General features: G+C 42.1%; 25 protein-coding genes. 9 read left to right on the forward strand and 16 right to left on the reverse strand.

The annotated features are described in order from the left end of the window. Positions 1 to 21: 21 nt before the first annotated feature. Together L1D46_RS10680 and L1D46_RS10685 are read right to left on the reverse strand one after the other, a co-directional pair. Positions 22 to 516, reverse strand: a complete 495-nt coding sequence (locus L1D46_RS10680; RefSeq protein WP_167658432.1) for a transmembrane cytochrome oxidase associated protein — start codon at positions 514 to 516, stop codon at positions 22 to 24. Beyond that, positions 497 to 1,246, reverse strand: a complete 750-nt coding sequence (locus tag L1D46_RS10685) for an SURF1 family protein (RefSeq protein WP_130050320.1) — start codon at positions 1,244 to 1,246, stop codon at positions 497 to 499. Before L1D46_RS10685 ends, L1D46_RS10680 begins: the two co-directional genes overlap by 20 nt. 14 nt (positions 1,247 to 1,260) lie before the next feature. On the opposite strand from L1D46_RS10685, the gene L1D46_RS20980 reads away from it, so the two are divergent. Continuing rightward, positions 1,261 to 1,572 carry a DUF2909 domain-containing protein gene (locus L1D46_RS20980; RefSeq protein WP_167658433.1) on the forward strand — a complete coding sequence of 104 codons (312 nt, stop codon included), beginning with the start codon at positions 1,261 to 1,263 and terminating at the stop codon, positions 1,570 to 1,572. Here L1D46_RS20980 and L1D46_RS10695 read toward each other — a convergent pair. The 5 genes from L1D46_RS10695 to lexA form a co-directional block, all read right to left on the reverse strand. After that, complete coding sequence (locus L1D46_RS10695) at positions 1,472 to 2,347, reverse strand: cytochrome c oxidase subunit 3 (protein ID WP_239977543.1); 876 nt, start codon at positions 2,345 to 2,347, stop codon at positions 1,472 to 1,474. The genes L1D46_RS20980 and L1D46_RS10695 overlap by 101 nt on opposite strands. A gap of 37 nt (positions 2,348 to 2,384) precedes the next feature. Next, the gene (locus tag L1D46_RS10700; RefSeq protein WP_054554454.1) at positions 2,385 to 2,915 is read right to left on the reverse strand and encodes a cytochrome c oxidase assembly protein; all 531 of its coding nucleotides are present in this window, start codon (positions 2,913 to 2,915) and stop codon (positions 2,385 to 2,387) included. After that, positions 2,915 to 4,510: a cytochrome c oxidase subunit I gene (ctaD, locus tag L1D46_RS10705; RefSeq protein ID WP_130050317.1), complete on the reverse strand. Its 1,596-nt coding sequence runs from the start codon at positions 4,508 to 4,510 to the stop codon at positions 2,915 to 2,917. Before ctaD ends, L1D46_RS10700 begins: the two co-directional genes overlap by 1 nt. Then, on the reverse strand, positions 4,510 to 5,652 hold the full coding sequence (coxB, locus tag L1D46_RS10710; RefSeq protein WP_239977544.1) for a cytochrome c oxidase subunit II: 1,143 nt from the start codon (positions 5,650 to 5,652) through the stop codon (positions 4,510 to 4,512). The genes ctaD and coxB overlap by 1 nt, the downstream gene beginning before the upstream one ends. A 437-nt stretch (positions 5,653 to 6,089) precedes the next feature. Further along, positions 6,090 to 6,707: a transcriptional repressor LexA gene (gene lexA, locus L1D46_RS10715; protein WP_130050315.1), complete on the reverse strand. Its 618-nt coding sequence runs from the start codon at positions 6,705 to 6,707 to the stop codon at positions 6,090 to 6,092. A 161-nt stretch (positions 6,708 to 6,868) separates the two neighbouring features. Between lexA and L1D46_RS10720 the strand changes: the two genes are divergently transcribed. After that, positions 6,869 to 7,306 carry a PaaI family thioesterase gene (locus tag L1D46_RS10720; RefSeq protein WP_239977545.1) on the forward strand — a complete coding sequence of 146 codons (438 nt, stop codon included), beginning with the start codon at positions 6,869 to 6,871 and terminating at the stop codon, positions 7,304 to 7,306. Between the two features lie 7 nt (positions 7,307 to 7,313). Here L1D46_RS10720 and L1D46_RS10725 read toward each other — a convergent pair whose 3' ends face one another. After that, the gene (locus tag L1D46_RS10725) at positions 7,314 to 7,694 is read right to left on the reverse strand and encodes a hypothetical protein (protein ID WP_130050313.1); all 381 of its coding nucleotides are present in this window, start codon (positions 7,692 to 7,694) and stop codon (positions 7,314 to 7,316) included. Positions 7,695 to 7,852: 158 nt separating this feature from the next. Between L1D46_RS10725 and L1D46_RS10730 the strand changes: the two genes are divergently transcribed. Then, positions 7,853 to 8,578 carry a hypothetical protein gene (locus tag L1D46_RS10730; protein WP_130050312.1) on the forward strand — a complete coding sequence of 242 codons (726 nt, stop codon included), beginning with the start codon at positions 7,853 to 7,855 and terminating at the stop codon, positions 8,576 to 8,578. Here the strand turns inward: L1D46_RS10730 and L1D46_RS10735 are convergent. Further along, positions 8,553 to 8,906: a VOC family protein gene (locus L1D46_RS10735; protein ID WP_130050311.1), complete on the reverse strand. Its 354-nt coding sequence runs from the start codon at positions 8,904 to 8,906 to the stop codon at positions 8,553 to 8,555. The two genes, L1D46_RS10730 and L1D46_RS10735, sit on opposite strands and share 26 nt — an antisense overlap. A gap of 108 nt (positions 8,907 to 9,014) precedes the next feature. Between L1D46_RS10735 and L1D46_RS10740 the strand changes: the two genes are divergently transcribed. The 3 genes from L1D46_RS10740 to L1D46_RS10750 all read left to right on the forward strand — a co-directional run bounded on the left by L1D46_RS10740 (position 9,015) and on the right by L1D46_RS10750 (position 11,766). Continuing rightward, positions 9,015 to 9,674, forward strand: a complete 660-nt coding sequence (locus L1D46_RS10740; RefSeq protein ID WP_130052230.1) for an endonuclease — start codon at positions 9,015 to 9,017, stop codon at positions 9,672 to 9,674. A 99-nt stretch (positions 9,675 to 9,773) separates the two neighbouring features. After that, positions 9,774 to 11,399, forward strand: coding sequence for a S41 family peptidase (locus L1D46_RS10745; protein ID WP_239977546.1), 1,626 nt, complete (start codon positions 9,774 to 9,776; stop codon positions 11,397 to 11,399). Beyond that, positions 11,392 to 11,766 (forward strand): hypothetical protein, encoded by a 375-nt coding sequence (locus L1D46_RS10750; RefSeq protein ID WP_130050309.1) that lies wholly within the window; start codon positions 11,392 to 11,394, stop codon positions 11,764 to 11,766. Before L1D46_RS10745 ends, L1D46_RS10750 begins: the two co-directional genes overlap by 8 nt. A 33-nt stretch (positions 11,767 to 11,799) precedes the next feature. Here L1D46_RS10750 and hmpA read toward each other — a convergent pair whose 3' ends face one another. Both hmpA and L1D46_RS10760 read right to left on the reverse strand, forming a co-directional pair. Next, positions 11,800 to 12,963: an NO-inducible flavohemoprotein gene (gene hmpA / locus L1D46_RS10755; protein ID WP_239977547.1), complete on the reverse strand. Its 1,164-nt coding sequence runs from the start codon at positions 12,961 to 12,963 to the stop codon at positions 11,800 to 11,802. 20 nt (positions 12,964 to 12,983) lie between these two features. Continuing rightward, entirely contained in the window at positions 12,984 to 14,216 is a 1,233-nt protein-coding gene (locus L1D46_RS10760) for an NnrS family protein (RefSeq protein ID WP_130050307.1), read from the reverse strand. Between the two features lie 156 nt (positions 14,217 to 14,372). Between L1D46_RS10760 and norR the strand changes: the two genes are divergently transcribed. Then, entirely contained in the window at positions 14,373 to 15,935 is a 1,563-nt protein-coding gene (gene norR / locus L1D46_RS10765; RefSeq protein WP_239977548.1) for a nitric oxide reductase transcriptional regulator NorR, read from the forward strand. Here norR and L1D46_RS10770 read toward each other — a convergent pair. Next, positions 15,932 to 16,825 (reverse strand): LysR family transcriptional regulator, encoded by an 894-nt coding sequence (locus tag L1D46_RS10770; protein WP_130050305.1) that lies wholly within the window; start codon positions 16,823 to 16,825, stop codon positions 15,932 to 15,934. The genes norR and L1D46_RS10770 overlap by 4 nt on opposite strands. 133 nt (positions 16,826 to 16,958) lie before the next feature. Here L1D46_RS10770 and L1D46_RS10775 point away from each other — a divergent pair, with 133 nt between their 5' ends. Further along, positions 16,959 to 17,528, forward strand: a complete 570-nt coding sequence (locus tag L1D46_RS10775) for an NAD(P)H-dependent oxidoreductase (RefSeq protein WP_130050304.1) — start codon at positions 16,959 to 16,961, stop codon at positions 17,526 to 17,528. A 3-nt stretch (positions 17,529 to 17,531) separates the two neighbouring features. On the opposite strand, the gene L1D46_RS10780 is transcribed toward L1D46_RS10775, so the two are convergent. Further along, positions 17,532 to 17,978 carry a TerB family tellurite resistance protein gene (locus L1D46_RS10780; protein ID WP_130050303.1) on the reverse strand — a complete coding sequence of 149 codons (447 nt, stop codon included), beginning with the start codon at positions 17,976 to 17,978 and terminating at the stop codon, positions 17,532 to 17,534. Positions 17,979 to 18,105: 127 nt separating this feature from the next. Between L1D46_RS10780 and L1D46_RS10785 the strand changes: the two genes are divergently transcribed. Further along, positions 18,106 to 18,471, forward strand: coding sequence for a hypothetical protein (locus L1D46_RS10785; protein ID WP_130050302.1), 366 nt, complete (start codon positions 18,106 to 18,108; stop codon positions 18,469 to 18,471). A gap of 2 nt (positions 18,472 to 18,473) precedes the next feature. On the opposite strand, the gene L1D46_RS10790 is transcribed toward L1D46_RS10785, so the two are convergent. From L1D46_RS10790 to leuC, 3 genes are all read right to left on the reverse strand, one after another. Next, positions 18,474 to 19,067, reverse strand: coding sequence for a hypothetical protein (locus L1D46_RS10790; RefSeq protein WP_054562892.1), 594 nt, complete (start codon positions 19,065 to 19,067; stop codon positions 18,474 to 18,476). 122 nt (positions 19,068 to 19,189) lie between these two features. Next, positions 19,190 to 19,789, reverse strand: a complete 600-nt coding sequence (leuD, locus tag L1D46_RS10795; RefSeq protein WP_178926349.1) for a 3-isopropylmalate dehydratase small subunit — start codon at positions 19,787 to 19,789, stop codon at positions 19,190 to 19,192. Beyond that, complete coding sequence (gene leuC, locus L1D46_RS10800; RefSeq protein WP_239977549.1) at positions 19,789 to 21,189, reverse strand: 3-isopropylmalate dehydratase large subunit; 1,401 nt, start codon at positions 21,187 to 21,189, stop codon at positions 19,789 to 19,791. The genes leuD and leuC overlap by 1 nt, the downstream gene beginning before the upstream one ends. Positions 21,190 to 21,236 lie beyond the last annotated feature (47 nt).

A 21,236-nucleotide genomic window follows, 5' to 3' on the forward strand; every position in this document is an offset into this window, starting at 1 on the left:
TCTTTATCCCCTTAATGAGGTTTAACTTGAACGCGCGTAGTTAAGTAGTTTTTTTAAGTCTTTAAGTAAGCCTTTTTGAATAAGTCTGTTTTGTTCAGGCTCAGCCTTGTAGGGGTAATGCAAAACCACTAAGCCCATGTGATCAACCAAGTATAAATCTCCCGCTTTGAGCGCTGGACTTACCACCAATTGACGCCAGTTTGCCGATATCTGCTGTTGATTTGTCAGTACCGCCACATCCACTTTTTGCTGATTTTTACCTAAAGCGACGTATAGGTTATCTAGGCTTGCTAATTGGTTTTCACATACTTCATTGCACTCCTTTGGATAATTAAGCGCAATAGTCCATTGTTTGGGCTCACCTTGTTGCCAATCAGCTAATTTAACTTCTTCGCTTAAAAGCTCACCATGATTACTCGAACCACTTGGTAACCACTCAAGCTTCAATGCTGCATAAGCAAGTGCCAGCGGCACAAAACAGCATAAAACGAATAAACTAAGCGGGTTTATTTTCATAACCTCTCCTTCTCATCGCAAAATAAGCAATAACCACACAAGCTAAGCCAATTAATAACCACTGAACGGCATAGGCGTAATGTTTATCTGGCCCCATCACGACACTCTGATAATGCGGAGTTGCGATACCATCAGCTTCATTGCGATAACCAATAAAGCCTTGTAAGGGCATTGCTAATTGAGTACTCAAAATTGCTAAATCAATACCTTGAATTCGCTTTGGCCACCCTTGTTCTGCACCAATCTCATCGGCAAGCGTAAAACCTTGTAAGTTACCTTGTTTCAATTGCACTGTGGCCGTAAAACGTGTTGATTCTGGCCACACAACGGTTGGCAATTGGCTCCGGTTTGTAGGGGCTTTTAGCCAACCAAAGTTAACAATTAAAGGGGCAGTTTCACCTGCAATAGTCATAGCTACAAGTAAGTCATAGCCCACTTGTCCCTGATAGATTTGATTATCAAGCAGCCAGTACTGTTGTTTATTTACCTCGCCAGAGACCTTAACTTGCAAACCCGTTTTATTTAGCTCTGTAGGTAGACTTTGCAGCGCTTGCCAGCTCAAAATTCCTTGTTCTTTCGAAACGGCCAACTGGCTTAGTTGCTGCTGTTTTTGCTCGCCTCGTTGGTATTGCCAAACGCTTAGTCGTAAACAAATAAGCACTGCTAGTATCACAACGCAAATTGCGATAATTGAGCTAAGCTTTTGTTTACGCCATAAAATTAACTGCATTTGGATTACCTAATATGATTAAAATCATTATTGTTTTGTTATTACTTTATATTCTGTTCAACCTATTTAGAGCGCTGTTTGTGATGATGTCAGCAAAAGAGCACTCGAAACCTATGTCGCATTACCTAGGTCGTCGAGTGCTGTTTTCAGGTATTGTGCTGATCCTCATTATTGCCGCAATGAAATTGGGCTTTATTCACACCAACCCCTCGCCGCTTCACAAAGCTACAGCACGTACACAAATACAAATAAACACAACCACACCACATCAACAAAGTGCCAATACCAAGCAGCCGCTTGAAAGGCAAAATGCTTTTCACTCGTGAAGTGGCCTTTAAAAATTCTAAGTAGCACCACAAATAAAATAATAGTGCCTAATGTCACGTGCATACCGTGAAAGCCTGTTAACAAGAAAAAGGTATTTCCGTACACTCCCGCATCAAGGGTTAACCCTAAATCACGATAAGCATGCATATACTCGTAAACTTGTAAGCCAAGGAAAATCACACCTAATAGCACGGTTAAAGATAAGAACACCTTAAGAGCGCCACGCTTATTGTTTTCCATAGCAACATGAGCAAAGTGAATTGTGACCGAAGAGGTAAGTAGAATAAGCGTATTGATCAGGGGGAGACCTTGCCAGCCCATAGCCTGTGTTGTCTCGCCCGATGGCGTGGTTAACAGCGGCCATACAGCTTCAAAGGTTGGCCAGAGTACTTCGTTGGTCATGGCATTATTACCAGCGCCCCCAAGCCAAGGCACTGAAATCATTCGAGCGTAAAAAAGAGCGCCAAAAAATGCCATAAAAAACATGACCTCAGAGAATATAAACCAGCTCATACCTTGTCGGAATGAGCGGTCCATTTGTGCTGAGTAAAGCCCTTTATGAGACTCTTCAATAACGTTTTTAAACCAACTAAAAACCATATAAATTAATATGGCAATGCCAAGATACAATACATACTGGCCATTACAGCCTTCACCACTGACTTGCATCACAGTTAAACCAGCACCGACAGCAATTAAAAACATCGCGATGGCGCCCACTATTGGCCAAGGGCTTTGTGCTGGAACATAGTATTTTTCGTAGTTTTGATTCATTTTGTTTGCTCCCAATTAGCAATTAGCTTGGCGGCTTTTAATCGTTTTTAGCCACAACATGCCCGCTAATATCAAACACGGTATACGACAATGTCAGTTCCTCAACATCGTCGGGTAACTCAGTATCAACATAAAACAACAAGGTAAATTCCATTTCTTCACCGGCTTTCATTGGCTGCTGATCAAAGCAAAAACAGGCGATTTTATGTAAATACTTTGCCGCTTTTCCCGGTGATACCGATGGAATTGCTTGCATGACTTTGTCTTCATTACTGGTGTTTTTTGCTGAGAATTTAACTTCACGCATGGCACCAGGTTGTACCGCCACGCTGTATTGCTCAGACTGCACCTTAAATGGCGCGCCGCTTTGAGCGTGAGTCGTAAAGCTGACATCAACTTGACGCTGTGTATTTATTGATTCACTCGCGCTCGCTTTTTCTAATGATGGCTTACCATTCAACCCTGTAACGTCGCAAAACACGTCGTAAAGCGGCACCATTGCAAAAGCAAATGCGAACATGAGCAAGCATGTAATCAGCAGTTTTTTTAGCAAAGGTGCATGGTTCATTACTTAATCTCCGGCGGTGTTTCAAAAGTGTGGTAAGGCGCTGGAGAATCTACTTCCCACTCTAAACCTTCAGCTCCATCCCATACTTTGGCAGGCGCTTTTTCGCCACCTCTAGCACATTTAAATACCACCAACACAAACAACAGTTGTGATAAGCCAAATGCAAAACCACCAATACTGATAATGGCGTTAAAGTCAGCGAATTGCAGAGCATAGTCAGGAATACGACGCGGCATACCGGCAAGGCCAACAAAGTGCATAGGGAAGAACAGCACGTTGACACTGATTAGCGATAGCCAGAAATGCCATTTCGCCAGCGTTTCGTTGTACATGTTGCCAGTCCATTTCGGTAACCAATAATAGGCTCCCGCCATAATTGAGAACACGGCTCCTGTCACGAGCACATAATGGAAGTGTGCCACCACAAAATAGGTATCGTGATACTGGAAATCTGCCGGTGTAATGGCAAGCATCAAGCCAGAGAAACCACCTAAGGTGAATAACACAATAAAGGCGATGGCAAACATCATCGGAATTTCAAAGCTAATTGAACCGCGCCACATGGTGGCTACCCAGTTAAACACTTTAACGCCCGTTGGCACCGAAATGAGCATTGTGGCGTACATGAAAAACAACTCGCCGGCTACAGGCATGCCTGTGGTAAACATATGATGTGCCCAAACGATGAAGCTCAGCAGCGCAATGGATGAGGTTGCATACACCATAGAAGCATAGCCAAATAACTTTTTGCGTGAGAAGGTCGGCACAATAGTCGAAATAATCCCAAAGGCTGGCAAAATCATGATGTACACTTCGGGGTGACCGAAGAACCAGAAAATGTGCTGGAACATCACAGGATCACCACCACCTGCCGCATCAAAAAAGCTTGTTGCAAAGTATTTATCTGTCAGCACCATAGTGACAGCCCCAGCTAAAACAGGCATAACAGCGATCAATAAGAATGCTGTGATTAACCAAGTCCAAACAAATAGCGGAAGCTTCATCCAAGTCATACCCGGCGCTCTTAGATTGACGATAGTCACGATAACGTTAATCGCCCCCATAATTGAGCTAATACCCATGATATGTATGGCAAATACAAACAGTGCAGTGTTATCGTTACTATAAGTGGTGGAGAGTGGTGCGTAGAATGTCCAGCCAAACGCAGGACCACCACCTGGCATCAGTAACGAAGCCAACAGGATTAAAAATGCGAAAGGTAATATCCAAAAGCTCCAGTTGTTCATGCGTGGCAGTGCCATATCAGGTGCACCAATCATCATAGGCACCATCCAGTTAGCAAGCCCAGTAAATGCGGGCATAACGGCGCCAAACACCATGATCAAACCATGTACCGTGGTCATTTGGTTAAAAAAGTGCGGATCAACTAACTGTAATCCTGGCTGAAATAGTTCAGCGCGGATCACCATAGCCATCGCTCCACCAATCAAGAACATGGTAAGAGAAAAAATCAGGTATAAACTCCCGATGTCTTTATGATTGGTGGTGTAAAGCCAACGCTTAAAACCTTTAGCAGGATGATGATGGTCGTGATGCGCATGCCCAGTTGCTTGCTCATTAATAACGTTACTCATTATTTCGCCTCCGCTGCTGCATCAATCGCGGCTTGAATTTGACTCGGTTGGATCACATCGCCGGTATCATTACCCCATGCATTTCGCTTATAGGTAATAACCGCAGCAAGTTGCTTAATTGAAAGCTGCTTATCAAACGCTTGCATCGCCGTACCAGGGCGGCCATGTAACACGATATCTATGTGATCTTTTACATCACCTAATACAATGGGACTGCCTTTAAGTGCAGGAAACACGCCTGGTAAGCCCATACCAGTAGGCTGGTGACATGCAGCACAACTTGCCATATACACTTGCTCACCTAAGACCATAAGCTCTTCTTTAGGTAATGTTTGATCAAGCAAAGCAGCATCAGCGGCTGCTGCATTAGCCTTTTCTTCCTTAGCATCTGCAAGCCAATTAGCAAATTCATCTTCAGGTAAGGCTTTCACCACAACAGGCATAAAACCATGATCTTTACCGCATAGTTCTGCACATTGACCACGGTAAACACCTGGTTCGTTAATACGTGTCCACGCTTCATTGATAAATCCCGGGTTTGCGTCCTTTTTAACTGCAAAATCAGGAACCCACCACGAATGAATAACATCGTCTGAGGTCATTAAAAAGCGGACTTTTTTATTGATAGGAAGCACTAGCGGTTTATCTACCTCAAGCAAATAATGCTCCGTTTTTTCTGCCTGATTGTCTATTTGATCTTTTTGTGTAGATAGGATTGAGTAATAGGCTATATCTTCACCCATATATTCGTAATGCCACTTCCATTGCGAGCCTGTCACTTTAATTGTGATATCAGCTTTAGAGGCATCTTCCATAGCAATGAGAGTTTTTGTGGCAGGCACAGCCATGGCTATTAAGATGACAAATGGAATGGCAGTCCAAAGTATTTCAACTTTTGTACTTTCATGAAATTGGGCAGGCTTGGCCCCTTTAGATTTACGGTGGTGTATTAAAGCCCAAAACATCACCGCAAATACGATGATGCCGATTACACAACAGATAATAAATATCGTCATGTGTAACTCATAAACATTATTACTTATATCAGTCACCCCTTTTCGCATATTGTATTGACTATTTGCCAATACAATTTCTGGGAGTGCAACCAATATAAGCCACAAGGCGTAACGCAGTTTACCCATGTGACGGCTCCTTTAGATGCTATTGCAAGACGCAAAGCGAAAAGGCGATACAGCAAGGTGCCCATTCGTTTTTTTTATTGTTCAGAGCGACTACGTATCATTTTAACTCACTTATGATACTGGCCCCCTGTCTAACACCTCGCACATTTTTGTGTCTTTTTATTAATCAGGTGTTAATACATTGCTTTAACCAATTAGTTAAAAAATGACCAATAAGCAAGTTTTAGTGATAATAAATGTTTATTTTGGTGCAGAAATAACAACTATAATCAGCGCGTTATTTAATGTTGTGGTTTACGAAGAATATACAAAAAGAGAGGAAAACTGTGCCATATAAGGCTTTAAATAAAGAGTAAGGATTCACAAATCCTAATTAAGTGGCAAAAACACAATGGCGCACCAAATTGAGTCAATTTAGCGCACCAAATAAGGGACAACTACATCCAGTCAGCGTTACGAATGACTCCTACAGCTAACCCTTCAATATTGAAAGATTCATGCTCAAGGTCAACCTCAATAGGTGAGAACTCTTCGTTTTCAGCGTGTAAAAGTACTTTCCGACCTGCTTTTTCTAGCCGCTTAACAGTTACATCTTCATCAACTCGAGCTACAACAACTTGTCCATTTTCAGCAACTTGCGTTCTATGTACTGCAAGCAAGTCACCGTCCATAATACCAATATCTTTCATACTCATGCCATTTACACGTAGTAAAAAGTCAGCGGCTGGTTTAAATAACGTAGGGTCAACTTGGCAATGACTTTCGACATGCTCTTGAGCCAAAATTGGCTCACCAGCTGCAACACGGCCAATCAAAGGTAAACCTAACTGCTCAGGTTCATCTTCTTCAATCAACTGAATACCACGACTCGCTCCAGGCTTCATTTTGATCATGCCTTTTTTTGCCAGTGCTTTTAGATGTTCTTCAGCGGCGTTGGCACTTTTAAAACCCAATGTTTGAGCTATTTCAGCGCGTGTTGGCGGCATGCCTGTATCTTTAATAAAGACTTTAATTAGTTCTAAGATTTGCGATTGGCGTTTAGTTAATGGGCGCATACAACTGGTTTTCCATACAGTACATTTAACTGTGAGTATATACAGTTATTTGAAAATCGCAAATTTAAATTAACTCCATCATATTGCTACAAAACTAACATTGAACCGCAATGAAAGATGCCATAAGGTATTAGCTTTAATTCGCATGTTAAGGAAACACAATGAGTATTTGGCACCATCCAATCACGCTGGAGCAATGTAAAGACTTGGAACAAGGAGTAACCGGGCAAGGCACTTTAATGAAAACGATGGGTATTGAGGTGACTGAAATTGGCGATGATTATTTAGTGGCCACCATGCCTGCAATTCCTGAACACCATAACCCTATGGGCATGGTTCATGGCGGAGCAAACGTTGTGTTAGCAGAAACAGTGGCAAGCTATGCAGCCAACTTTGTGATTGATTTCAATAAATTCTATGCTGTTGGTCAAGAGATTAATGCCAACCACATAAAAGCGTCTCGAAAAGGGACATTAACGGCAACGGCCAAACCACTTCATTTAGGTAAGCGCACCTCTGTTTGGGATATCAAAATTACCAATGCTGCTGGGGAGCTGTGCTGCGTATCAAGAATGACCGCAGCAGTCGTAGAGCGCTAAATCCAGTTTACTTTTCGACTGGATAAATAGTAATTTCAATCCCTGCGCCAATTGCTGAGATACGTAACAAGGTATCTGCATGCAGGGGTTGGTTAAAGCACTTTGGCGAGTTACCCGATTCAAAACCTAAATCAAATGTACGTTTTGAACAAGATAACCACTGCTTTAATGCATTGCGCGAGCAAGATTCAATTAATTCGCAAAGCTGGTTAATCGCTTTGTCTGGAGAGCTGATATCTGCAGTTGCTTCAATGCGTGCAAGTTGACGGTATTCATCTTGGTCATAATGTAAAACCATAGCGTTTTTCTTCAAATCAGCAACAAGCGCACTAATATCGTGCTTTGATTCAAGCTCCAGATCTACATTTAAAAATTGAATTTCCGACATACTCTCGTTTTTATCCTCTATTGATATCGACTGAAACTTTAACTCAGTTTTGTATATATACCAAATCTAGAATACAGTTAATGCGACATTTTGCCGCATTGGCAATACAGCTAAACAACCTAAAATAGCGCCCATACAACAATAATAACGGGGTGGTAATGAATAAACGCATGTTCAAATATGCTCGTAAAGGGCATAAATGGCTAGGCTATTTACTTGCTTTGCAGATCTTTTTTTGGCTATTAGGTGGGCTTGTAATGAGTTCATTGCCGCTTGAAAAAGTGCATGGAAAACATCTAGCAAATCGCAGTCTAAGTAACCCTTTCTTAGTGTCAGACTACTCTGCTTCTATCGATAAAATAACGGCACAATTTGAACAAATTGAAAGTATCAAGTACAGCCACTTTTTAGAGTCGCCAATCATAGAAGTCACGGCACCGAGCGGCTCCTTTAATTTTGATGGCAGAACAGGTGATAAAATGCCTGCGCCGAATAAAGCACAAATAATTGAAAACGCGAGAACTCACTTACTTATTAACGCAAATATCACGCAAGCACAGCTGTTAACCAAAGGACCAAGAGAAGTGGCTCACAAGGCCAATGTTTGGCAAGTGAGTTTTGATGATTGGCTGACAACAACCTTATATTTAGATAGCCAAACCGGTAAAGTCATTACAGTGCGCAGCTCCCTATGGCGCATTTTCGACTTTTTCTGGATGCTACACATCATGGATTATGATGAGCGCGAAAACTTTAATAACCCACTTCTAATTAGCTTTTCGGCCACCAGCGTACTGTTTTGTATTACGGGGATTATTTTATTGCTACAGAACATTCGTTTAAAACGTAAAAAGCCTGCTAAACGTGCTGGTCAATCAAAATAGGGTTGCCATCTGGGTCGGTGATAATAAAACTCGCGTCACCGGCTTTTTGTATTTCTAACCCTTGTTGCTGAAAATGCGCGGCTAATTGCTCAAAAGTGGCAAACTCTACCAGTGCCTCAGCATTTTGATCCCAGCCTGGATTAAAGGTCAGCATGGTTTTATCAAACATGCCTTGAAACAAACCTATTAAATGTTCGCCGTTTTTCATAATTAACCAATGCTGCTCGATTTCGCCGGCAAATTCTTTAAAGCCTAGTTTTTCATAAAACTGCTTTGAAGCATGAATATCTTTCACATTTAAACTCACAGAAAAGGCACCTAATAACATAGTTGTAATTCCTCTAATAAACGGCCTAACAACTATAGCTGAGTTGAAAAACTTTTCCTTTTTAGAATAGTAGCTCTAAAATGGCTGCTCCTGTAGTTCACTGATGTGATGGATATGCGTTTATTTCTATATTTAACCCTTTGTTTAATTTTTACTTCCCCTGTATCCGCTAAACAATTTTCGAGCTTTTACAGTGCAAAAAAGCACTTAATTAAGAATCTACCAAGCAATAGTAAAAGCTTATATTGTGGCTGCGATATAAAGCGCCAAGGTAAAAAGCTTGTACCAGACCCTGAAGCTTGTGGTTATATTCCAAGAAACGCCATTACCCGCTCAGGAAACGAAAACGCTCGAGCAAAAAGAATAGAATGGGAGCATATAGTACCTGCGTGGGAGTTTGGTCATCAATTACAATGCTGGCAGGATGGCGGACGTAAAAACTGCATTAAGGTCAGTGAAAAGTTTCGTCAAATGGAAGCCGACATAAATAACCTCGCTCCAGCTATTGGCGAGATCAATGCAGACCGTTCTAATTTTCGCTACGGAATAGTCGCAACATCTAGTGCCAGTTATGGAGCTTGCCCAGTAAAAATCGATTTTAAGCAACGTGTATTTGAGCCACCGATTTATGCAAGAAAGCAAATAGCCGATACCTACTTTTATATGCAAAAAACCTATGGCTTAAAAATATCTAACAAACAACGTAAGCTATTTGAGTCATGGCAGAAGCTCAAAGTAGCTGAAATTAGTAACCGTAAGTCTTTATAACTAAAAGCACATTCATTTACATTTGAGGCGCTACAATTTATTGCTTTCAGATACAGTAATTGCTAATTTTTAAGAAATACTATCGGAAAGGAAGCAAATATGTTTAACAATAATAAACTCGCCTTAGCAATATTTTTAGCAGTCTCAGGCGCGTCTCTATCTGGCTGCGGTGGCGGCGGTGGCTCTTCGAGCAATAACAACACAACAAACCCGCCACCAACAAGTTCAGAACCCACTTGGACCGCTGGTGTTTTTGAGCCATCAAGTGAATTTAAAGATCAATGCGCCGTTCCACGAACAGGCAATGATCCTTATAACAATAATCAGCCTTACCCAGATAATGCTGGCTCTGAGTTTACCGAGAAGATGTGGTTACGTTCATGGAGTGACGAAACCTACCTTTGGTACGACGAAATAGAAGACAATAATCCTGATAATTTCAGCTCTGTCGCCGCTTATTTTGACCAGTTAAAAACATTCGAAACGACGGACTCGGGTTCTTTTAAAGATAACTTTCATTTTAGCAGACCTACTGAAGAGTATTTTAAAGAAGCTCAATCTGGGGTTGTTTCTGGTTATGGAATTAATTGGGTATTTATCAGTAATGTTCCGCCACGAGAGCTACGTGTTGCCTATTTAGAGGATGACTCACCTGCTGCAAATGCAGGGTTACAACGCGGTGATACTATTTTAATGGTTGACGACGTTAGTATTGACACTAATACCCAACAAGGCGTAGATATTTTAAATGAAGCGCTATTTAGACCTACGGCTGGTGACGCCCATAACTTTGTTGTACGCAGTAATGATGGTACTGAAAAGTCGTTTACTCTAGTAGCCGGTAATATTGCTCAAACGCCCGTTCAGAATGTTGATACCTTAACAACTGAGAACGGTACAAAAGTTGGGTATATGCAATTTAATAGCTTTATCAGCATTGCTCAACCTGAACTGATAAGTGCTGTGAATAAGTTCAAAGCTGATAATATTGATGAGTTGGTTATCGATTTTAGATATAACGGCGGCGGTTTATTAGCGCTTTCATCGCAGCTTGCATATATGGTTGCGGGTCCTGCTAATACCGATGATTTCTATTACTATCAAACGATTCAAAACGACAAACAGCCGCAAGAGGCTCCTTACCCATTTATTGACCGTGAAATAGATTACTCTACATTTCAAACAACCAATAGCCGACTTCCTGATCTCAACTTATCTAAAGTATATGTACTAAGTACAGCCGGAACTTGTTCTGCGTCAGAAGCGTTTATAAATGGTTTAAAAGGTATAGATGCAGAAGTCATACTTATTGGTGATACGACCTGCGGCAAGCCTTATGGCTTTACACCCACTCATAATTGCGCCACCACTTACTACACTATCCAATTCTCTGGAGCTAATGATAAAGGCTTTGGGGAATATGCTGACGGTTTTAAACCAACTCCTTCACCTCAGTTTGATGCGGACATAAAAGGCTGCGAGGTTACAGATGACTTTGATCACAAACTAGGTGATAGCGAAGAGAGCTTATTAGCAACCGCGCTTTATCACATTGAAAATAATACCTGCCCAATTGTGGTGGAGTCCTCAAGTGCTAAGCAACCAAGCTTTACATCACAAGCAATTCAAGAAACAGGGCTACCACTTACAATTAAGCAGCCGCTTTACAAAAATAATATGGATTTAACCCGTCCGCTACCAGCGAAGGAAGGTAATAATGAATAAAACACTGTTATTAACCTGCACTTTACTGGCAAGCTTAGCGGGCTGTAAAAGTACCCAAGCGGAGCAACCGCAAGATGCTACGCTTGTTCGCGTAAATCCAGGTGTGATTACGGAGTTACAGCAGGCTATTCAATCCGCCAAAGGTGGTGCTATCGTCACACTAGCCGACAATGTATTTACTAAAAGTTCAGAGCTATTGATTGATCACGGCACCAACAAAGGGCCGGATGGCCTCCCTATTATGGGCGCTCATGCAATTCCTTCTGAGAAATTTGTTTTACAAAAATCAGGTGAGCAATGCCTACTTTACTACCCTAAAAAAGAGCTACGTATTCCACTACCTAATGTAGAGTGCGAAGTAAACTAACAAAAGGCGCAGCAAAAGCTGCGCCTTTTTTCATTATAGCGTTTGGTGAGGTCCAAACACCTCATAATGAATTCGTTCACTTGCAACCCCTAAACTTAGCAGCTGCTCTTTTATCATTGCCATAAATGCGATTGGACCACATAGGTAAAAGTCTGCCTCGCTAATTGGTAAGTTATCAGCAATGTGATTTACATCCATTAAGCCCGCAAAGTCCCCTCCCTTGCCATCCTTAAACCAAGAAACACAATTAAATAACGCATGTGCTTGCTGTTGCTTTAGTAAATACTCATCAAAGGCAAACTGCGTTTGACTATCACAAGCATGCAAGTAATGGATTGGCTTGCTATGTTGATTGTTCAATAATGTTTCAAGCATCGCCATCAATGGAGTTTGACCAACACCCGCCGAAATTAGCACAATAGGGGAATCAATTTCACGAAGCACAAAATCACCTGCGGGTGGATAAATTTCTACTTCATCACCCTCACATAAACTGTGTAAATAATTAGACACTAAACCTTCTTTTTTCACGCTAATGCGATAATTGCGGCCATTACTTTGCTGCGATAAAGAGTATTGCCTAACTTGAGTTAAATCACTCTTCGCTGGCTTTACTTTAATCCCTAAATATTGACCCGGTAAATACGCTACAACAGGCTTTGCATCAGTAGGCGTTAATGTAAAACTACAAATTTGCGCAGATTCCATACGTTTTTCTGTAATGGTGAAAGTGCGGGTACCAAACCAGCCGCCCGTTGCCTTTTTGTTTTTTTGATATAACGCCATCTCCTCGTTGATACATACATCAGCCAATAGGGAATAGGCTTCACGCCAAGCATACTCGACCTCAGGCGTAAATTGCTCAGGCAGTAACTCTTTTAAAGTTGCAATCAAATGCCCACCAACAATAGGGTAATGTTCTGGCAAAATATGGTAACTGGTGTGTTTATGGTTAATACGCGCAAGCGTACCTTTCAATACTGCCAAATTATCAATATTTGCAGCATAGGCAGCCAAGGCATTAAACAACGCAAATTGTTGAGTACCTGATTGCTGGTGAGTCATATTAAAAATATTTTTAAGCTCTGGATTGTAGCTAAACATACGATCATAAAAATACTCAGTAACTTGAGGTCCTGCTTCTGCAAGCAACGGCAAAGTACTTTTAACAATCTGGATCGTTTTTTTAGATAACATAGTTTTTCCTATTAGAGAGTTTAACCGCGGCGACCATCAACACGACGATTCACTAAGATGGGCGCACAATGAAATAAAAATAAGCTAAAGCCAACAACCCACAACAAAGCACTTAACTGCCATGTAAGATGGTGACCTAAAAAAGGAGGAAGTACCGAGCGTACAATGGCAGCGAAAGCAATTAATACGAATGCCATACTAATAAACGTAGGGACTTGCAGTGCCCGGCCAGTATGGCCATGAGATACACGCACCATCATGGCAATTATCATCAAGCCAATGGTGCCGACAGTGATCAGGTGAAGTGCGTCTTTGAATAAAATACTGGCACTATAAAAACTTAATGCAATGAGCCCTAAACCCACAGATAAAGCCCAATAAGCTAAGTGCAATGACCAAAGCAGAGGTACTTTTAAAACCCCTCTTTGCCACCACAAAACACACCTTGTGGCATGTAAACTAGCAAGCCAAGCAAAAATCCAACCAGTGCTCATCGCACTAAAAAACAGCTGACTCATAAAGAACCATGTAATGGCAAAAAATGAGCTAAACACAACTAATTTATCAAGCTTTGGCGTTCTAACTTGCTCACTCAAGTTAAGACCTCGCGCGGTAAAAAACGGCACGACTCGACCAGCTAGAACGCCAACTAGAAGAGTCATGATCAGCACGCCAGTATCAACAACACTAAGCGCAAGCGACATTTTATTAAGCACAACTAAGCTCAAAAAAATCATATTTAGCGCACAAAGCAAAGATGTGATAACGATAAATAAATAGTTGTGGTTACTTTTCGCTTGTATCAGCATGTCAGCTAGAATAATAATCCCAGCCAGCCACCATGCTAGCTGCAATATACTTACAATATAAAGGTTTAGCTGTTCGACCCCAGCAATATCAATAAAAAAACTAAGCCTTGCAGCAAGCCAGATAACACTGAGCAAACAAAGCTTAATGCCACTGACACTAGGGACGCCTGTCCATGTTTGCGCAGCGGTTAGCAAAAATCCCATAGCAACTATGCCAGCAAAGCCAAACAACATTTCATGAGCATGCCAAAGGGTTGCCGGCAATGCTAAATACCAATGCGCAACTCCCGCCAAAATTAATAACCAGTAACTCATTGCAAACACAGCTAGAACACTAGCAGCCAAGAAAAAAGGCCTAAATGCTAATGCCCATAACGGCCACTGATTGATTTGATAAAATTTAATACTACTTGGCATAGGTTCAGTTAAGTTAATGACTTTCATTAGGGCTCTCAGCGTTTAATTTCCTTAGCTATTGCACAGTTCGAGCCAAAAATAAAAACCAATAAATATCAACACATTAAAATTAAATACTTGATAAAAATGTCAAAATGACACACTATCAAAAGCATCAAAAAAACATATTCAGGTCAAATTGACATGCCACTCAAAAAATCAATTCTTGATGTTGCACTTGCCCTTACGAAAGCAAGCAGTGTTGATCACAATTTCAGCTATTTATTGAGTTGCATTAATGATTGGGTTGAATGTGATGCAGTCGCCTTATTATTAAAACAAGGCGATGTATTAAAGCCCGTAGCCCAGCAAGGACTCTCGGACGATACGTTAGGAAGGCGTTTTAAAATTATGGAGCATCCTCGCTTATTTGAAATATGCCGTGGTACTGAGCCCCTTAAATTCGCCAAAGATTGTGGTCTCCCTGATCCCTATGACGGCTTATTAGAAAGCCAGCATGGCGACTTTCCAGTTCATGCCTGCATGGGCGTGCCGCTATTTAGCACAAAAGCTAGCAGCGAACTGCTTGGCGTTTTAACCTTTGATAGCTTAGATGAACATGCCTTTGACGCTTTAACTATTAACGAGCTCAACCAATTGAAACAACTTGCAGCAGGCTATGTTGAGCATGCCCTGACCTTGCAGCACTTTAGGCAACACGCACAGCATAGCCACCAAGTTGCACAGCAGCTTAATATCGAGGCACTCACGCGAGAAGGCGTAGAAATTATTGGCAGTAGCCAAGCAATGCTAACCCTTAAAAATGATATCCAGCTGGTTGCGGCCTCAGAATTTAGCGTATTAATTCAAGGAGACACTGGGGTTGGTAAAGAATTGGTTGCGCGTAATATCCATTTAAACTCTAAGCGCCGTGATATGCCGTTGATCCACCTAAACTGCGCATCATTACCTGAAAATTTGGCAGAGAGTGAGTTTTTTGGTCACAGTAAAGGGGCATTTACTGGCGCACATACTGCTCGTCAGGGTAAGTTTCAACTCGCCGATGGCGGTACCTTATTTTTAGATGAAATTGGCGAACTTCCGCTCGCTATGCAAAGTAAGCTATTACGCGTTTTACAAAGCGGTGAAGTACAAACGGTGGGGGAAGACCAAAGCCGCTATGTCGATGTCAGAGTGATTGCGGCAACCAACCGAGATTTAAAGCAAGAAGTAGCTGCAGGACGCTTTCGTGCAGACCTTTATCACCGATTAAGCGTCTACCCATTGCATGTTGCACCATTAAAAGAGCGCGATAACGATGTTATTTTACTCGCGGGTTTTTTTATTGAGCAAACGTCTAAAAAGCTTGGCATTAAACAACTTAAGCTCAGTATTGATACACAATTACTACTACGCCAATATGATTGGCCTGGAAATGTGAGAGAGCTTGAACATGTCATTAGTCGTGCTGCACTCAAAGCAAAGCAACAGCAATGGCAACAAAGCATTGTCACAATCGAGCCTCAGCATTGTGATATTGATAAAACTGCGATTGCTACACCAAGCCCAGATGCTGTTAACGAACAAAAAATCACTGGCTTATCGCTCAAAGAGGCAACCGATGCTTTTAGCTATCAGCTTATCATGCAGCAACTTGAACTACACAACCTAAACTGGGCTGCCACAGCGCGCAGTTTAAGCGTTGATAGAGCCAACCTTGTGCGCCTAGCCAAACGGCTAGGCATTAGCATTAAAAAATCTGTTTAAGCTTTTAACGCTTTAAAATAGGCTTTTAAAAGTTGGCTAAATGCTTGTACTTTGGCTGTGCGATGTACCAAATGGTGTGTCACCAGCCAAAGGTCTGTTGGCCAGCTCAGCTCTTTAGGAAGTACAGGCAGCAAATCAGGGTATTGGCTCGCCACTTCATGCTGTAAACCACCGATCCCCAAGCCCCTAACAATAGCCCGCGTGGCTTCCGAGGTTTCAGATACACGTAACTTAATTTGCGCTGATTCAATATGCTGATCAACCCATGCAAAATAAGGCACTTTACCGTTATAGCCAGCCACTCCAGAAACAAAACTATGCTGCTGTAACTGCTGAATATTCTTTGGCATGCCGTACTTTTCAATATAACTTTTTGAGGCATAAAACCCCGACGAAAGCTCAGCTAAATGCTGAGCAATATAGTCGCCTTCATCAGGGCGAGGGCCTGCTCGCACAGCGATGTGCGCCTGACCATGATCAAGGCGTAAACGGTTTTGATCAAGAATAACTTCGAGCTGCACTTGTGGATGCAGATTTTGAAACTGCTCACAAACATCACTCAGCACATCAATAAAACCACTGACAGTGGTTAATAATAAACTCCCTCGCAACTGACTGTCAGCAGCAATTATATCGTTGTGAAGTTTATCAAGCTCAACGTTAATCGATTTAGCTGTAGCAAATAACTTAGCGCCAATTTCTGTCACTGTATAACCACGGGCATGGCGGTGGAATAGCCGCGCATCAAGGTTGTCTTCTAAATTATTAATTCGTCTTAGAACCGTGCTGTGATGAACCCCCAGTGATTCGGCAGCAGCGGTTAACGTACCGAGCCTTGCCACCTCGTAAGCAACTTTTACATCTTGCCAATCATCAAATTGAATCGCCATAGCGGCTCCTTGTGTGCATATACGCACATAAGTTTTGCGTTTATTGGGCTTTTCTGCAAGCTGTTTTTTGCTACAGTGAACGTATCAGCAGTGAGTGTATCAACAACAGTGAAGCTTAAAAAAGGAAGCCATCATGACAGCACCAAAAATTATTGCCCTAGCAGGCAGTCTACGTAAAGACAGCTTTAATCAAAAACTGATTAATGAAGCTGCACGCTTCGCCCTCGAAAGTGGTGCAGAAGTAGAAGTGATAAAACTAAGCGATTTAAACTTGCCTTTATTTGATGAAGATATTGAAGCGCAAGGCACGCCAGCTGGCGCACAATTGTTAAAAGATAAGCTTCGCGCTGCTGACGGCATTTTATTAGCTAGTCCAGAGTATAATGGTTCAATTACAGCACCACTTAAAAACGCAATCGATTGGGCATCCCGTACAGAGCAAGGCGCGGTTCCAGCATTTCGTAATAAAATCACGGCGCTTTATGCAGCTTCGCCAGGTGGTTTAGGCGGCTTACGAGGTTTAAATCACGTACGTGATATTTTATCAGGAATTGGCAGTATCATACTTGCTGATCAATTAGCAGTTTCTGCTATCCACACAAAACTAGATGAACAAGGCCGCATCAGCGATGCTGATACAGCCGAGCAAGTTGCGAGCCTTGCCCAGCAACTTGTGAGCGTAGCGAGCAAATTAAATAAATAATTGCTAACTTAGTTTTGTCGCTGCTAGCTTAGCAGCGATAAAATCTTCGTGGGTTACATACAGTAAGCTTGCAACGCGGCGAATAACCATTTCTTCATGCTTATCTAAATTGCCATCTGCGTAGGCTAAACGCCACAACAGCTCGATGATATCAATACGCTGCTCGGCACTGCATTGGGCATTGATTTGTTTTGAAAACTGAAAATAATCTATCGCATCATCAAGGTGCTGAGACGCACTTGCAACTAACTCTTGAACCTCTTCATCGGTAAGAGAAAAGTACTTCTTTAAGGTCTCATTCAGGGTCTGTTGCTCATCATCTTGTAACTCATCATCTGCTCGCATAACCTCAATTAATAACGCAGCAACGGCGGTTTTTAGGTCATGCTCAGAAATATTAGATTGGGTATCGTTCAAAGCTGAAAACAGCTGTTTTATTTTATTGAGCATCACATTTTCCCTTTTTGGGTGTTAAACTACATGTAAGACATAACGTTACCTTAGTTTGACTATGGATGCTAATTCAGGTTCAACATCACGATGAAACAAGGTATTAATCACATGGAGTTAAGTGTTTATGAGTGAAGTGAGAAGTACACAAGCACTATTAATCAGCGCCTTTTTAATATTAGCTGGATGCAGTTATGCGCAAGCTGCAAAAGGCGAAACAGAAAAACTCTATGATTTTGACGAGAAAGTCCATTATAACCAAACTGCATTAGCCGACGGCCGCTACCACCTCGAAATTCAGTCTGACGACTACAAGCACTTTCGCAATCAAAGCGTATTCTTACTGCGCCATGCAAACCGCTTATGTAGAGACAAACCATTTATGCTAAGAGTGACTGATGGGGTGCAGGAGTATGAACGTTTTCCAACTAAACCACGCGCCTATCAGCCACCTTTAACGGTTGTTTTACAGTGTGAAGACGAAGCTAAGTAATACTAGTCTTCATATCCCCACGGCGCGCTTGGCGGCGTGATAGGTTTAGTTAAGTCAAAATCAACGCGAAACTCACGTCCTTCACGTACTAAGCGATAAGTAAATTGCTTAGGATAAATATACATTTGCCACGTGTTACCCATTGATTGGGGAATACCTTGGCTAACAAACAACTCTTTTGAATATTGATCAGCCGGGAACGACTGCGCGTTAGCAAAGCCAGCATCAAGGGTATGACCACCATACATGGTTGATTTATCATCGCTGCCATCTTTATGGCGATGGTCATGCTTTAAACTCAAACCACTGCCAGTTTTTGTGATGATCCAAGTACGAGATGCATCATCACCCACATGAAATGGCACTTGTAACTCACGCTCGTTACAACGACGTACATGCATTACTAACTTTTTGCCCGCAAACGAGCTTGGACCAGCCGCGTTATCAACGCTCACTTTACCTTCGTAAGCTTTACCGCAATGGGCTGCAATGTTGTCAAAAAAGCCATCATGGCTTGGAATTGACACTAACGGCGCAGGTCGTGCAGCCGCTACTGATGATGCTGCCACGAGCATCGATGCCACTAAGTATTTCATGGTGTGTTCCCTAAATAAAATTTTGCTTAGGCTAATGGTTTAAAGCTTAGAAAGAAAACAATTACGATAAATAACAAAAAACGCGGCCTTGGCCGCGTTTAGGTTCACATGGAAAAAACAGGTTATTGCCAAGGGCGCTCAGCTTTTAGCTTACTTTCAAAGGCGTCAATTTGGCTGTTAAGTGTTTCAGTCACACCGATAAAGTCTAAGCCGCTTAATAAACGCTCTTTAATGTCCTCGCGAATATCAAAGTGAATGGTGTCAAACTTATCGCTACGAAGTTGTTGGTTTTCTAAATCCACTTCGATATGAATATCATCATGCTGTTCACTCAGCACAAATAATTGCTCAAGCGTTTCTGCCGGTAATGCGATAGCAAGCATTTGGTTATTACCGCAGTTATTGAAGAAAATATCGGCAAAACTTTCCGCTAAGATAACTTCAAAACCATATTGCTTTAATGCCCATGGCGCGTGCTCACGCGATGAACCACAACCAAAATTATCGCGAGTTAAAAGAATTTGCGCACCTTGGTAACAAGGGCGGTTCAAAATAAACTCAGGGTTTGGCTCGCCATTATCTAAATAACGCCAATCGTAAAAAAGCGCCGCATCAAAGCCATCACGACTGGTCGAAGTTAAAAACTGCTTTGGAATAATTTGGTCAGTATCAACATTGTTTTTATCTAACGGGGCCATTAAGCCACTAAAAAATACGCTCATTAGGCTTCTCCTCTGATATCAACAAAACGACCATGAATTGCCGCTGCCGCTGCCATTGCTGGGCTCACTAAGTGGGTGCGTCCACCGCGACCTTGGCGTCCTTCAAAGTTACGATTTGAGGTCGACGCACAGCGCTTACCAGCTTCTAATCTATCATCATTCATTGCTAAGCACATTGAACAACCCGGCTCACGCCATTCAAAGCCAGCTGCTTTGAAGATATCTGCAAGGCCTTCGTCTTCGGCTTGTTTTTTTACAAGACCAGAACCTGGAACAATCAGTGCTTCAACACCTGCTGCAACCTGTTTACCTTCAACAATCTGTGCAGCAGCACGTAAATCTTCAATACGGCTATTCGTACATGAGCCAATAAATACGGTATCAACAGTTGCTGAAGACAATTTATCGCCAGCCTTTAAACCCATATATTTTAGTGCGCTGCGAATTGCATCGGCTTTAATTAGATCTGGCTCTTGCTCAGGATCAGGAATGAATTCATCTACGCCAATGACTTGCTCAGGGCTGGTACCCCAAGTAATTTGCGGTTGAATATCAGCAGCTTCCAATTCAACAACATGGTCAAATTGTGCGCCTTCATCTGTTTTTAGCGTTTGCCAGTAGGCAACAGCTCTATCAAAGTCAGCACCTTTTGGTGCAAATGGGCGACCTTTTAAATAATCATAAGTTGTTTGATCTGGTGCGATTAAACCCGCTTTTGCGCCCATTTCAATACTCATATTACAAAGCGTCATACGGGCTTCCATAGACAGCGCTTCGATTCCTTCACCACAAAATTCGGCAACATAGCCTGTACCACCCGCAGTGCCTAATTTACCGATCACTGCCATGATTAAATCTTTTGCAGTAACGGTTGGACGAAGGCGACCATTAATTTGAATTTTTAACGACTTGGCTTTTTTCTGCTGTAGCGTTTGAGTGGCTAGTACATGCTCAACTTCTGAAGTACCAATACCGTGCGCTAGTGCACCAAATGCACCATGGGTAGAGGTATGGCTGTCACCACAAACAATGGTTGTGCCAGGTAAAGTTATGCCTTGCTCAGGCCCCATTACATGCACAATACCTTGGTTAATAGAATTTAAATCATAAAGTTGAATACCAAACTCTTTACAGTTTGCATCCAGTGCCATTAATTGGTTTTTCGACACTTCACTGGCTGCATCTAATGAGCGGCTTTTTGTTGAAACGTTATGGTCCATGGTTGCAAAGGTCTTTTCTGGGCAACGTACTTTGCGGTTTTTCTCACGTAAACCAGCAAAGGCTTGCGGCGATGTAACTTCATGAACTAGGTGACGGTCGATATAAAGTAAATCGGTTTGATCATTAATACTGGCGACTACATGAGCTTGCCAAATTTTATCGTATAAGGTTTGGGCCACTTGCTATTCCCTCATTTTAGTTACGCTGAGTGACGAGCTCAGCGCAA

The sequence above is a fragment of the Pseudoalteromonas sp. Isolate3 genome, from assembly GCF_022398505.1.
In the GTDB taxonomy this organism is placed as follows: Bacteria; Pseudomonadota; Gammaproteobacteria; order Enterobacterales; family Alteromonadaceae; genus Pseudoalteromonas; species Pseudoalteromonas apostichopi.

Coding starts and splice junctions, on each gene's coding strand:
- L1D46_RS10680 (WP_167658432.1), bottom strand. CDS start 516: ATGAAAATAAACCCGCTTAGTTTATTCGTTTTATGCTGTTTTGTGCCG.
- L1D46_RS10685 (WP_130050320.1), bottom strand. CDS start 1,246: ATGCAGTTAATTTTATGGCGTAAACAAAAGCTTAGCTCAATTATCGCA.
- L1D46_RS20980 (WP_167658433.1), top strand. CDS start 1,261: ATGATTAAAATCATTATTGTTTTGTTATTACTTTATATTCTGTTCAAC.
- L1D46_RS10695 (WP_239977543.1), bottom strand. CDS start 2,347: ATGAATCAAAACTACGAAAAATACTATGTTCCAGCACAAAGCCCTTGG.
- L1D46_RS10700 (WP_054554454.1), bottom strand. CDS start 2,915: ATGAACCATGCACCTTTGCTAAAAAAACTGCTGATTACATGCTTGCTC.
- ctaD (WP_130050317.1), bottom strand. CDS start 4,510: ATGAGTAACGTTATTAATGAGCAAGCAACTGGGCATGCGCATCACGAC.
- coxB (WP_239977544.1), bottom strand. CDS start 5,652: ATGGGTAAACTGCGTTACGCCTTGTGGCTTATATTGGTTGCACTCCCA.
- lexA (WP_130050315.1), bottom strand. CDS start 6,707: ATGCGCCCATTAACTAAACGCCAATCGCAAATCTTAGAACTAATTAAA.
- L1D46_RS10720 (WP_239977545.1), top strand. CDS start 6,869: ATGAGTATTTGGCACCATCCAATCACGCTGGAGCAATGTAAAGACTTG.
- L1D46_RS10725 (WP_130050313.1), bottom strand. CDS start 7,694: ATGTCGGAAATTCAATTTTTAAATGTAGATCTGGAGCTTGAATCAAAG.
- L1D46_RS10730 (WP_130050312.1), top strand. CDS start 7,853: ATGAATAAACGCATGTTCAAATATGCTCGTAAAGGGCATAAATGGCTA.
- L1D46_RS10735 (WP_130050311.1), bottom strand. CDS start 8,906: ATGTTATTAGGTGCCTTTTCTGTGAGTTTAAATGTGAAAGATATTCAT.
- L1D46_RS10740 (WP_130052230.1), top strand. CDS start 9,015: ATGGATATGCGTTTATTTCTATATTTAACCCTTTGTTTAATTTTTACT.
- L1D46_RS10745 (WP_239977546.1), top strand. CDS start 9,774: ATGTTTAACAATAATAAACTCGCCTTAGCAATATTTTTAGCAGTCTCA.
- L1D46_RS10750 (WP_130050309.1), top strand. CDS start 11,392: ATGAATAAAACACTGTTATTAACCTGCACTTTACTGGCAAGCTTAGCG.
- hmpA (WP_239977547.1), bottom strand. CDS start 12,963: ATGTTATCTAAAAAAACGATCCAGATTGTTAAAAGTACTTTGCCGTTG.
- L1D46_RS10760 (WP_130050307.1), bottom strand. CDS start 14,216: ATGAAAGTCATTAACTTAACTGAACCTATGCCAAGTAGTATTAAATTT.
- norR (WP_239977548.1), top strand. CDS start 14,373: ATGCCACTCAAAAAATCAATTCTTGATGTTGCACTTGCCCTTACGAAA.
- L1D46_RS10770 (WP_130050305.1), bottom strand. CDS start 16,825: ATGGCGATTCAATTTGATGATTGGCAAGATGTAAAAGTTGCTTACGAG.
- L1D46_RS10775 (WP_130050304.1), top strand. CDS start 16,959: ATGACAGCACCAAAAATTATTGCCCTAGCAGGCAGTCTACGTAAAGAC.
- L1D46_RS10780 (WP_130050303.1), bottom strand. CDS start 17,978: ATGCTCAATAAAATAAAACAGCTGTTTTCAGCTTTGAACGATACCCAA.
- L1D46_RS10785 (WP_130050302.1), top strand. CDS start 18,106: ATGAGTGAAGTGAGAAGTACACAAGCACTATTAATCAGCGCCTTTTTA.
- L1D46_RS10790 (WP_054562892.1), bottom strand. CDS start 19,067: ATGAAATACTTAGTGGCATCGATGCTCGTGGCAGCATCATCAGTAGCG.
- leuD (WP_178926349.1), bottom strand. CDS start 19,789: ATGAGCGTATTTTTTAGTGGCTTAATGGCCCCGTTAGATAAAAACAAT.